We start from the raw sequence: 12,352 nt of genomic DNA on the forward strand, positions 1-12,352 counted from the left end.
ATGCTGGCTGGACTCGCTTTTGGCTCAGAGATCAAACGCTTCGGCCGTAGCCGGTTGACCCGCGTGGCAATCGTGGTACTGATGCTGCTCCCCTTGGTGTATGGGGCGCTGTATCTGTGGGCGTTCTGGGATCCCTTCGGCCACACCAACAAGATGCCGGTGGCGCTGGTCAACCGCGACCGTGGCGCCGTCGTGTCCGGGCAGCAGTTCAACGCCGGCGCGGAGATCGCCAAGAGCCTGACCGCGGACGGCGGCCTTGACTGGCACGTCGTGGACCTGCCGGAGGCACGCAACGGAGTCGATCACGGCAAGTATTACTTCATGGTCGAGTTGCCGCCGGACTTCAGCGCGGCGATCGCCTCGCCGGTGACCGGGCAACCCAAGAAGGCCAATCTCATCGCCGTCTACAACGACGCCAACAACTACATCTCCACCAGCATCGGTCGTACCGCCATCGGGCAGGTGCTCAACGCCGTATCCAGCCGGATCTCGGGCCAGGCCGTCAATCAGATGCTGTCGGTGGTGGTTTCGTCGGGATCGGGTATCAAGCAGGCCGCAGATGGGGCGGCTCAACTCGATGACGGTGCCGGTCAGCTGGTGACCGGCCTCGACAGCGCGCGGTCCGGCTCGGCGACGCTTGCCGCTGGTGCCAAGCAACTGTCAGACGGGATCAACCAGGCCACCGACCCGCTGCTCGCGGTGACCAAGGCGGTGTCACAGATCGGTGGCAGCACGCAGCAATTGCAACAGGGCGCAACCGCGCTCGCGCAGGCTAACGATCAGCTCGGCGCCATCGCCGCGGCGCAGGATGCCGCCGCGAGTTCGCTGTCGTCGGTGATCGATCAGCTCTCCGCACGACGGGATCCGCTGGCGAACAACCTGCGCGGCATCCAGGATCAGCTCCGGGGCCACCAGTTCACGCCCCAGATACGCCAACAGCTCACCGATGCGCAGAACGCAGCGATCGCGATGACATCGGGGTTGCGTGGCCCGGGCAGTCCGCTCGGGTCGGCGCTCGACCAGGTCGGCAGCAAGGGACAGGAGTTGACGAACAAGCTCACCCAGCTGCGCGACGGAGCCCAGCAGGTCGCCACCGGCAACGCCGAATTGGCCGGCGGCATCGCCAAACTCGACGACGGCGCACGACAGCTCAACGGGGGGTCGGCCGAGCTGGCGACCAAACTCGCTCAGGGCGCCAAGCAGGTACCCAATTGGACGAGCCAGCAAAAGGATGCGGTCGCCGACACCATCGGCGGTCCGGTACAACTCGAGGCTTCACACGAGAACGCCGCGCCCAACTTCGGCACCGGGATGGCGCCGTTCTTTCTCACGCTCGCGTTGTTCTTCGGCGCCTTGGTGCTTTGGATGGTACTGCGTCCCTTGCAGACTCGCGCGATCGCCGCGGAGGTGCTGGCGTTCCGCGTGGTGCTCGCCAGCTACCTGCCCGCCGCCGCGATCGCGCTTTTCCAAGCCGTCGTGCTCTACTGTGTGGTCCGGTTCGCCCTCGGGATGCACGCCGTCCACCCGGTGGCGATGCTGGGGTTCATGGTGCTGATTTGCGGCGCGTTCGTCGCCGCGACGCAGGCGATCAACGCGCTCGTCGGTCCAGCGGTGGGCCGGGTGCTGATCATGGCTCTGCTCATGCTGCAGCTTGTCAGCGCGGGCGGGATGTATCCCGTGGAGACCACGTCACGGCCGTTTCAGATCCTGCACCGCTTCGACCCGATGACCTATGGCGTCAACGGACTCCGCCAGCTCATCCTCGGCGGCATCGACGCCAGGTTATGGCAGGCGATCATCGTGCTGGTCGGGATAACGGCTGTCGCGCTGGCGATCTCCTGCCTGTCGGCGCGAAGAGACCGGCTCTGGAATCTCAGTAGGCTCATTCCGGCGATCAAGATGTAGGCAGCGTTTTCAGGCGATCCCGAAATCGATGATGCCCCGCACGATCCTGCCGCTGAGCAGGTCGTCGTAGGCGTCGTTGACCTCGTCGAGGCGGTAGCGCTTGGTGATCATCTCGTCGAGCTGGAGCTGACCGGTCTGATAAAGCCGGGCCAGCCGGGAGATGTCCGCCTTCGGATTGCACGAGCCGAATATGGTGCCCGCCAACGTCTTGTTCATCAGGATGAAGTCCTGCAGGTCGATCTTGACCGAGCGGGTCAATTGCGAGGTCATGCCGGTGAGCACGCAGGTGCCGCCCTTGCGGGTGAGCTTCACCGCGTCACGGACGTCCTCGGCCGTGATCAACGACGGCGAGACCACCACCGCGTCGGCCATCACCCCGTACGTCAGATCCCGCACCAAATCCATCGCCTCGGCGATGGTCGCCGCGCTGTGTGTCGCGCCGAATTGCAGCGCCGATTTCTGTTTGAAGTCCACCGGGTCGACGGCCACGATCTGGGCGGCGCCGTTGATCCGGGCACCCTGGATTGCGCCAGTCCCGATTCCGCCCACACCGATCACCGCGAGGGTGTCCCCGGCGCGCATGTTCGACCGGTTGGCGACCGAACCGTAACCGGTTGGGATGGCGCAGGACAGCAGCGCGCTCGACGTCAAGGGCAGGCGTTCATCGATCTTCACCAATGAATTGGTCGACACCACGGTGTGTTCGGCGAAGGCGCCGATCTTGGCGATGTGACCAAGGCTGCGGCCGTCGGCGGTGTGGTGGCGGAAGGTGCCGTCCGTCGGCATTCCCGGGATCATGGTGCCGATGCCGACGTCGCACAGGTACTCGATTCCGCTGGCGCACCAACGGCATTGGCCGCACACCGCGACGAACGACATCACCACGTGATCACCCGGGGCGAAGTCGGTGACGCCGGGGCCGACCTCACGCACGATGCCGGAGCCCTCGTGGCCGCCGATCGTCGGGAACATGGTCGGCAGCCCCATGGATCGCATCACCTCATTGGGCGCCGACATGTCACCTTTGAGGATGTGGTCGTCGGAATGACACAAGCCGGCGGCCGCCATCTGTACCAGGACCTCGCCGGCCTTGGGCGGATCGAGCTCGAATTCCTCGACAGACCACGGCCCGCCGACGTCGTGCAGGATCGCTGCGTGGCTTCTCATGCGGCGGGCGCGAACGTGACGGGAAGCTTGTTCGGCGACCGGAATGTGAGCCCGACGATCTTGGATTCCTCGCCGGTTCCGTCGTCAGGCACGAACGCCAGCCGGTCGACGCGATCGAACAGGCTGTTGAGCATTACCCGAGTTTCCAGGCGGGCCAGGTGCATGCCGAGGCACATGTGGATACCGCCGGCGAAGGCGATGTGGGACTGGCGCGGCCGGCGGATGTCGAACGTGTTCGGATCGGTCCAGCGGCTCTCGTCGCGATTGGCCGAGCCCATACACATGTCGATCTGCGCCTCGGCCGGAATTGTCTTGCCGCCGATTTCGACCTCTTCGGTGGTGGTCCGCATGACCGTGGTCAGTGGCGTTTCGTACCGCAGCCCCTCCTCGATCGCCATCGGTATCAGGGACCGATCCTGATAGACCATCGCCAGTTGTTCGGGATGGGTCAGCAACAGGTACAGCAGATTGCCCGAGGAACGATAGGTGGTCTCCAAGCCGGCCGGCAACAACAACCGCAAGAAGGCGATGATGGCCTCGTCGGTGAGTTTTTCCCCGTCGATCTCGGCGGCAACCAGGTCGCCGATGATGTCATCGGTCAGCTTGCGCCGGCGCTGCTCGACTTGTTTGAGGAAATAGTCGTAAAGCTCGGTGGCGGCGTTCAATCCCGCCACGATGTCGGTGGGGATGGAGATCAGGTCGAGGGACAGCCGCCGGAACAGGTCGAGATCCTCGGCGGGCAGACCGAGCAGCGTCGAGATGATCCGGGTGGGGAATTCGAACGTCACCGCCTTCACCAGATCGGCATGACCGTCGTTTTTGATTTCGTCGACCAGTTGACCGCAGACCGGCCCGATGACCTTGGGTTCCCAGCGTTCCAGCGCGGTCGCGCGGAACGCTTTAGCCACCAGGTTGCGGTGGTCGTGGTGTTCTTTGCCGCCCATCGCCAGGATGGTGTGTCCCATCACCAGCCCGATCGTCTTGTCGTAGGCGGCCGAAGTGAAGATGCGGTCGTCGCGAAAAGCTTGGGAGACACCGTCGTAGCCGAACAGGACCCATTCGTCGTCGGGCCGCAGCTCTTCCGGCAACTGACTGTTATCGCCCAGCGAACCGTGCCATACCGGGTCGGTGTGGCGCATGTGCTCAAAGAAGGGGTAGGGGCTGATTTCGCCGGTCAAATCCAATGCAGGCACGACGGGCTGACCGTTCGGGTCAGTGCTGAGCGTCATCAGCGCTCCTCCTGAAACAACCGATAAGGCCGTTCACGCGGACCGAAGCGAGTGCCCGCGAAATCCACGGCGGGTGGAACCCAGCGGAAAATAGCTATCATAGTATAGATAGCAACGTAGCCCAACGGCTCGGACACATTCATGACCCCCCGGCCAGGTTGACGGGTTCCGATGTCGACCCCTGAAAGCGCAGGTCTACTTTGAAGGTGGTGTCCGGTAAGGCCTACCGTCACCGAACCGCCGATGAGCCCGCACGACGAGCCCGAAAATTGAGTTGACATGACACAGACGAATCTGGCCCGGCCACACGGCCTCACCCGCATTGATCCGGTGCTGCGCGACGCCGCCGTGGCGTTGGGCGCCTTCGAATTCCGCGCCGAGACGCTGGCGGCCGAGCGTGAACACGCCAACCTGCTGGCCGCGCAGCGCGCCGCGTCGGCCGACACCACCGGGGTGTCGATCGACGACCGCTCCATCGCCGGTCCGGACGGTCAGCAACTGGGCCTGCGGCTGTATCGCGGCCACGCCGAATCCCGCGCGCCACTGGTCATATACGCCCATGGCGGCGCGTTTGTCACCGGAAACCTGGAGACCGACCACGCGCACTGCGCGGAGTTGGCCCGTGACGGCGGTTGCCTGGTGGTTTCGGTCGACTACCGGCTCGCGCCGGAGCATCCGTGCCCGGCGGCGCTCGACGATGTCGAAGCGGCCTTGCGTTACGCCGTCGAGAACAGCGAGGAGCTGGACGCCGATGCCTGCCGCATCGCGGTGATGGGCCGGGATGCAGGTGCGGCGCTGGTTGCGGGACTGACGCAGCGCATGTTCGACCAAGAGGGTCCAGCGATCCTGATGCAGATCCTGCACCAGCCGATGCTCGATTCCGACGCCACGCCCTCGCGCCGCGAATTCCAGCGGACCCCGGGCCTCAACGGTCCGGCAGTGAGCCGGGCGTGGAACCACTACCTCGGCCACGCCAGCGCCAATGGTCAGCATGTCCCGGCGCACCGGGCCAACCTCGAAGGCCTGCCGCCGACGTTCGTCAGCTGCTCGGAAATCGATCCCTGTCGCGACGAGGCCATCGACTACGCCAACCGGCTGTTGCACGCCTTCGTCCATACCGAATTGCATGTAATCGCCGCTACCTTCAACGGCTTCGATTCGATGGTGCCGGATTGGGTGGTTTCGCAGGAGAATCGGGCGCTACACGCACTGGCGTTGCGCCGCGTGTTCGCCATGTAGCAGCGGATTCGCTTCCGGCCGGCGTGCTCCCGCGCATTACCGACTGAGCTCCGGTATCTCTTACCGTATTGGGCGTTGCTAACATCGGAAACGCCAGCCAACCGAGGACCGATCGGGCGGATGATCAACCACTCAAACCGTTTCCGTTGCAGCCGCAGCGATCGAATGTCAAGAAGGATTCCCTCGGCATCATGACCACCCTCGACTCTCCGGAAAAGAGCCTTTTCACCTCGACCACCCAGGCCTTCCTGGATAAGGAAACGCCGCTGCGCCGGGTGCGGGAGCTGCACGCCGAGGGCACCTCGTTCGACCCCGCATGGTGGCGGCGCGCCGCCGAGCTCGGCTGGACCGCCCTGCTGGTCCCGGAGGAGTTGGGCGGCGGAAACGTCTCGGGGAACGGCTTCGCTGACCTGGCCACGGTCGCCGAACAACTCGGGAAGACGGTGGCGCCCGGGCCGCTGTATCCGGTCAGCACCGTGCTCACCGGGCTTGTCGAGTGCGTAAATTCGGGCGAGCACGCCGACACCATCGAGTCGCTGATCTCCGGTGAGACCGTGGCCTCCTGGGCGGTGTGTGAGCCGGGTCAGGGCTGGGCACCGTTGAATCCTTCGGTGACGGCCACCGAGACCGACTTCGGTTACCGTATCGACGGCGTCAAGGACCGCGTCGAGGCGGGGGCCCAGAGTGCGGCGCTGTTGGTGGTGGCGCGCTGCGGCGCGAATGCCGCGCAGATCCGTCAGTTTCTGGTGCCGACGGACGCGCCGGGCGTCCGGATCGAACCGCAGCAGTCGGTCGATCTGGTTAAGCAATACGCCCGCGTGCACTTCGACGGTGTCGCGGTGCCGCGCTCCGCGGCCGTCGGCACTCCCGACGAGACGGGCGCGCTCATCGAGCGGCAGAGCCAGATCGCCCAGGTGCTGCAATGTGCCGAAGTCGTCGGCGCCCTGCAGACCGTCTTCGATCTCACCGTGCAGTGGGCGTTGGACCGGCACACGTTCGGTCGTCCGCTGGCGTCCTACCAAGCCCTCAAGCACAAGTTCGCCGACATGAAGCTCTGGCTGGAAGCCTGTCGCGCCACCACCTCAGCGGCGGTCGCCGACGTGGCGGCCCGCGCGCCGCAAGCGAACCTGTCGTCCAGCATCGCCAAGTCCTACGTGGGCGAGATGGCGGGCCAGATCGTCCAGGCCTGCGTGCAGATGCACGGTGGTATCGGCGTTACCTGGGAACACGACCTGCACTTGTATTTGCGTCGGATCACGTTGTACCGCAGCACGTTCGGCACTCCCGAGGAGCACAATCTGCGCGTGTACGAGTTCGAAAAGGCGGGCCGTTCGGCGAAATGAGGAAGACCCGATGACGTCGACCGAGTCCGTTGCGCAGTTCGCCGCCCGGGCCAGGGCATGGCTGGCGGACAACATGCCCGCCATCGACCGTGAGGCGCCGCCTGCCGCGCCGCGTGACGACGAACGGTCGTGGTTGCGGGCTAGGGAACTGCAGAAGCGGTTGTACGACGGCGGATTCGCCGGCATCTGCTTTCCCCGCCAGTACGGCGGCCTGGGGCTGGACTACGAATACCAGAAGGCGTTCGACGCCGAGTCCGTCGACTATGAGATGCCGTTGATTCTCAACACCCCGACGTTCACCATCTGCTGCGCCACGCTGCTCGACACCGGCAGCGAAGACCAGAAGAAGCACCACATCGCCGCCGCGCTGCGCGGCGAGGAGGTGCTGGTGCAGTTGTTGAGCGAGCCCAGCGGCGGATCGGATCTGGCCGGCGTCCTAACCCGGGCCGAGCGCCGCGGCGATCGGTGGATTATCAACGGCGCCAAGACCTGGAGCACGAGCGCGTTCGCCGCCGATTACGGCTTGTGCCTGGCCCGCACCAACTGGGATGTGCCCAAGCACGAGGGCCTGACGATGTTCCTGGTGCCCATCGCGCATCCCGGAATCACGTTGCGGCACATAACGATGCTCAGCGGATCCACCGAATTCTGCGAGGAGTTCCTCGACGGGGTCGACGTGGGAGATGACGCCGTCGTCGGTGAGGTCAACGGCGGCTGGGCGGTGGCCTCGCGGCAGCTCTACCACGAGCGCCGGGCGGTGGGGCAGGGGTCCGAGTTCGCCAGCGGCAGCGGCAGCGAGGGCGGCAACGCGATTCCGGTGGACTACGTGGCCCTTGCGGATAAGACCGGACAGGCCGACAACCAACGCGTGCAGGAGATGGCCGGCCGCGCCCTGGTGCACCGCGCGGTGGCCGAGCAACTGATCGGTCACGTCTACCGCAGCGTCAGAGACGGCGCGCTGCCGCCGGCCGCCGGGACGCTGATCCGGCTGTTTCACTCCGAGACCACGACGACGGATGTCGACACGGCGCTTGCGATCGCGGGAAGTGCCGGCGTCGTGGGCGAACCGGGCGCCGGACTCGAAACGGGTGTGCGCTATCTGTCCCGCCAGACCGTCGCCATCGGCGGCGGCACCACGGAGATGGCCCGCAACGTCATCGGCGAGCGGGTGCTGGGCTTCCCCCGTGAATACGCCGCCGACCGCGGTGTGCCGTTCAACCAAGTGCGCCACGGCGAACGGGCCGACCGGGCTTAACCCTCGGCGACGACGTTCTCGGCGAGGCCGCTCACCACGGGGATCTGGACCAGCGATAAGACATGGTGGGCCGCGCTTCCGGGCGGTGCCACCAACAGGTATTCACTGCCCTGTCGCTGCGCCCGCTCGCGGGCGGCGGCCAGCGCGCTGATGCCCGCCGATCCCAGATGGGTGACGGCGCTGAGGTCGACCGTCAAGGGTGCGACGCCGGAACGACTTTCGACGGCAATCTGACGGTCCAACGTCGGCGCGGTGTTGGAGTCGACATCACCACCGACCACGATGCGGCCCGGTTCGCTGACCTCGGAGACGAATTCCGCGCTGACCGTTCGACGCTCGGCCGCGCGGCTGATCACGGAATCGGTGACGAAACTCGCCGGCCGCGAGAGCGGGTGCGTCACACTGGCGGTCGTTCCCTCGGATTTGTGACTGACGTGCGCCTCCGACACCAGGGCCTCGGCCATGGCGAGGCCGCGACCACGCCCCGTCGCGCCCTCGCGGTGATCCTTCCACCGGCCACGGTCAATCACCGAGGCGTGCAGGTTGCCATCGCCGGACAGCATCGCCTCCGGGACAACGCCGTCGGTGACCTCGGTGGCGTACCCGTGCTCGACCGCGTTTTCGACGAACTCCGAAATCGCGTGCACCACATCGGAGATGTCGTCCGCGTCGGCGGCCACGTCCGACAACCATTGCCGCAGGTGGGTGCGTGCCGCCCGCGCCGCACCTATTGTTGCATCCAGTGTCAGGTGCAGCGGTGTCGGCGGCGTCCGGCGTTGTGCCGCAAGGAGTGTCACGTCGTCGCTGTATCCGGTCGAGCGCAGCAGCAATTCCAGTGTCTCCGAACAAATGCGGTCGATCGCCCGCATCGAGGATTCGATGACGAACCCGCGCTGTCCGCCGGCGATGTTCGCGGCCAGCTCGGCGAATTCGGCGGTGCTGGCACCCAATGGCCGGCCGGGTCGTTCGATGAGACCGTCGGTGTATAGCAGGATCGAGTCGCCCACGTCGACGAATTCGGTGCGCACGGGAAAGCCGGTGCCGCTGCCGAGGGGCCCCGCACCGGACGGCTCGAGGTACCGCGCGGTGGCGTCCGCCGTTACCAGCGGTGGCGGCGGGTGTCCCGCGGTGCAGTAGCGGAATTCGCCGGTGCGAAGTCCAGCGAGCCGACGCACATCGTGGCCGTGTTCGACCCCGGTACGTGCTTGCGGAATCGGTCGACCGCCTCGAGCGCTTCGGCGATCGGATATCCCGCGACGACCTGCATCCGCAGCACGGTACGCAACTGCGACATCACCGCGGCCGCTCGACGCCATGGCCGACGACGTCACCGCAGCCGGTCGCCGAGGGGTATTTGCGTCGAACCAGTCGCCACCGGCCGCGGTGTCCTGCGCGGCGACGAGATACTGGGCGGTCACGTCCGCGCCGGGAGTGACGGGCACCAAGGGTGCCAGCAGCGCCTGCTGCATGACGGTGGCGGAATCGCGCACGTTGCGATACCGCTCGGAGAGCTCCTCGAGGCGCGCTTCGGCGGCCATTCGCGCCTGCACGCGGCTTGTGAAGTCGAGGAAGGCAAGTTGCACGCCTTCGATCGAGCGGTCCTCCGCGCGCCGCGGCGTGACGATGAAGTCGAGAAAGTGTTCCTGTGGGTGTCCCTCGCGGTCGAAGTCCGCCTGGACCCGCCATTCTGTGCCCAACTGTGGCTCGCCCGTTTGATATAGCTGGTCGAACATGTGGAGGATTTCTTGGCTCTCCAGCTCGGGATAGATGTCACGCACAAATAGCCCGATGGAGTCAATTGGCGGACTGAGTGTGCGATAGCCGCGTTGACCGCGATAAATCGGTGATCGGGCCCCTCGAGCCCGACCAACAGCGCGGGGACGTTCTCGAAGACGCGGCGTACGTCCTCGGCCGCACCGACGGTTCGGTCCCAGTCCTTTTCGGCCACCATCTGGCCGTCCCTCCTAGCAGCCTCGAGCGGCCCACAACGAAGGGTCGTGTCGAAAACCGGGTCAATGGGCCGACCTAATTTGCACAAATAGTCGTCCAGATTAGCAATGGGTCATGGCTGCGTATTGCGCGGTTTGGTCACCGCCGTTAATTGTGTCGCCAATTCGCTTGGTAATGCAATTGACGCCTGCGACAATCGCGGCCTCGGACGGCAAAACGGCGCCGTTTGCGGCCGGTTTGGCGCGGGTACCTCGCTGTCGTGGCCGATCTCGTGGCTCGACGCGCGGCGGCGCTGTGGCGGCGGTTGCTGACGTCACCAGTGCTCACCCTGAACGGCTGGGTGGCATTTAACTTGCCCCGTGCGGTGACCGCGCTGGGCGGGACGCTGCTGACCGGTCTGGTTGCGGTGCACGCTTACGTTCTGGCCACCCGGCCGCATCTGCCAGGGTATTTCGCCGCCTACGTTGTTGTGCTGGCAGGCGCCTGCCTGATCGCCGCGAGTGCCATGCTGATGGGCATCAAACCCTCAGTGCCCCAAGTCGGTTGGTATCTCGGCAGCCTGATTTGCTCGGCCTTTCTCGTCGTCTATCTCCTCACCCGGTGGGTCGGCCTGCCGGCATTGGAAGCGGTGACCGCCCGATGGGACTTCGCGCCGGGAACACTGGCAATGGTGTGCGCGGCTGCCTTCATCGCCGTGCACACGACGGTGTTGTCGGGGATCAACGTGGCCTATCCGCACCGCCAGCAGTGGTATGACTGACGGGGCCCGGGCATGACCACGTTGGACTATCCGGTATGGCTGCGCATCGATCATTGGTTGAACGTGCTCTTCGTGACGCTGATTCTGCGCAGCGGCATCGAGATCCTGGCCACCCACCCGAAGTTGTACTGGCACGACGACAGCAAGCCGGGCTCGGAGTGGGCCCGCTTCACCCGAAAGGTCATGCCGCGGGACAGGATCTACGACACCCTTGACGAAGAAGAGGAATACAGCCCGTTCATCTCGCTGCCCGGCCGCGCGCAGCTCGGCGTGGGCCGCCACTGGCACTTCTTCGTGGTGATCGGCTGGATCTTGTTGGGCCTGTCGTACTACATCCTGTTGTTCGCAACCGGCCAATGGCATCGCTACTGGCCCGCCTCATGGTCGATTTTCCCCGAAGCCTGGGACGACATCGTCACGTACCTGTCGTTCAACCTCCCGCCGGTGCTGCCCAGCGAGCCGCTGGACGCCATGCAGAAACTGACGTATGCGGGAGTCGTCTTCGTCCTTGCGCCGTTTCAGATCTTGACCGGGGCCGCACAGTCGCCGGCGATCGAGGCGCGGTTCCCGTGGTACGTGCAGATGTGGGGCGGTCGGCAATGGGCACGCAGCTTGCACTTCTTGGGCCTGGTCGCCTTCCTGATTTTCATCACGATTCACCTGTCGATGATCTTCTTCTGGGGTTGGGGCCGGCTGACGGCGGCAATGATTTTCGGCGCCGTACGCAACACGTACTGGGCGACCGCGATCTCCCTGCTGATCGTTGCCGCGATCATCGGCGTCCATGTCGCGGCCACGGTGTGGAGTCTGCGCAACCCGCGGTCGGTGCAGCGTGTGCTGGGGGCGGTGGTCACCGCGGCTCGTCGTCTGCTGTTGCGGCCGCTGAACTCACGGCAGAACTATCCGGCGCACAAGATCTCCAAGCAGCACCGTGTCAATGGAAAGCCGCCCACCAGCACGGAATACAAGGTGATGGCGGTGCACAACTTTGTTGACTGGCGACTGCGGGTCGGCGGCCTGGTGGAAAACCCGGTGACCCTGGACCTCAGTGCCCTGCGGGCGCTTGCCGAGCCGGAAACCCAACGCGTGATGCACAATTGCGTCCAGGGCTGGACCAGCATCGGCGAGTGGACCGGAGTCCATCTGCGTCAGCTCGTTGACTTGGTGCGGCCGCTGCCCCAGGCCCGCTACGTCTGCTTCCTGACCATGCAGGACAACAGCACCGACGAGCCGGCGTCGCACGGCGGGGGCCAGTTCTACGAAGTGATCGACCTCGAGTTCGCCGACAAGCCGCAGACCCTGCTGGCGTACGAAATGAACGGCACGCCTTTGCCGATCCAGCACGGCGCGCCGTTGCGTCTGCGGGTGGAAACCCAAGTGGGATTCAAAATGGCCAAGTGGATCAACCAGATCGAGTTCGTCGAGGACTACGCCGGTATCGGCATGGGTACCGGAGGCTGGCGCGAGGACCGCGTGTATTACGACAAGGACGTGGAAATCTGAG

The 12,352-nt window shown here is 65.4% G+C and carries 8 protein-coding genes and 1 pseudogene; 6 read left to right on the forward strand and 3 right to left on the reverse strand.

All coding sequences use genetic code 11. The features are described from left to right. Positions 1-1,905, forward strand: a complete 1,905-nt coding sequence (locus BST14_RS00635; RefSeq protein ID WP_083062667.1) for a YhgE/Pip domain-containing protein — start codon at positions 1-3, stop codon at positions 1,903-1,905. A 9-nt stretch (positions 1,906-1,914) separates the two neighbouring features. On the opposite strand, the gene BST14_RS00640 is transcribed toward BST14_RS00635, so the two are convergent. Together BST14_RS00640 and BST14_RS00645 are read right to left on the reverse strand one after the other, a co-directional pair. Further along, positions 1,915-3,072, reverse strand: coding sequence for a Zn-dependent alcohol dehydrogenase (locus BST14_RS00640; RefSeq protein ID WP_083062668.1), 1,158 nt, complete (start codon positions 3,070-3,072; stop codon positions 1,915-1,917). Further along, positions 3,069-4,301: a cytochrome P450 gene (locus BST14_RS00645; protein WP_083062669.1), complete on the reverse strand. Its 1,233-nt coding sequence runs from the start codon at positions 4,299-4,301 to the stop codon at positions 3,069-3,071. The genes BST14_RS00640 and BST14_RS00645 overlap by 4 nt, the downstream gene beginning before the upstream one ends. A 279-nt stretch (positions 4,302-4,580) precedes the next feature. Here BST14_RS00645 and BST14_RS00650 point away from each other — a divergent pair, with 279 nt between their 5' ends. From BST14_RS00650 to BST14_RS00660, 3 genes are all read left to right on the forward strand, one after another. Continuing rightward, positions 4,581-5,540 (forward strand): alpha/beta hydrolase, encoded by a 960-nt coding sequence (locus BST14_RS00650; protein WP_083062670.1) that lies wholly within the window; start codon positions 4,581-4,583, stop codon positions 5,538-5,540. Between the two features lie 191 nt (positions 5,541-5,731). Next, on the forward strand, positions 5,732-6,883 hold the full coding sequence (locus BST14_RS00655; RefSeq protein WP_083062739.1) for an acyl-CoA dehydrogenase family protein: 1,152 nt from the start codon (positions 5,732-5,734) through the stop codon (positions 6,881-6,883). A gap of 10 nt (positions 6,884-6,893) precedes the next feature. Next, positions 6,894-8,138 (forward strand): acyl-CoA dehydrogenase family protein, encoded by a 1,245-nt coding sequence (locus BST14_RS00660; protein ID WP_083062671.1) that lies wholly within the window; start codon positions 6,894-6,896, stop codon positions 8,136-8,138. Here the strand turns inward: BST14_RS00660 and BST14_RS00665 are convergent. Further along, positions 8,135-10,089 (reverse strand): annotated as a pseudogene (locus BST14_RS00665) (SpoIIE family protein phosphatase). The gene BST14_RS00660 and the pseudogene BST14_RS00665 sit on opposite strands and share 4 nt — an antisense overlap. 258 nt (positions 10,090-10,347) lie before the next feature. Here BST14_RS00665 and BST14_RS00670 point away from each other — a divergent pair. Together BST14_RS00670 and BST14_RS00675 are read left to right on the forward strand one after the other, a co-directional pair. Further along, on the forward strand, positions 10,348-10,848 hold the full coding sequence (locus tag BST14_RS00670) for an oxidoreductase (protein ID WP_083062672.1): 501 nt from the start codon (positions 10,348-10,350) through the stop codon (positions 10,846-10,848). Positions 10,849-10,860: 12 nt separating this feature from the next. Beyond that, the gene (locus BST14_RS00675; protein ID WP_083062673.1) at positions 10,861-12,351 is read left to right on the forward strand and encodes a molybdopterin-dependent oxidoreductase; all 1,491 of its coding nucleotides are present in this window, start codon (positions 10,861-10,863) and stop codon (positions 12,349-12,351) included. Position 12,352: the final 1 nt, after the last annotated feature.

Origin of the sequence: Mycobacterium arosiense ATCC BAA-1401 = DSM 45069, assembly GCF_002086125.1 — a bacterium.
Lineage (GTDB): Bacteria > Actinomycetota > Actinomycetes > Mycobacteriales > Mycobacteriaceae > Mycobacterium > Mycobacterium arosiense.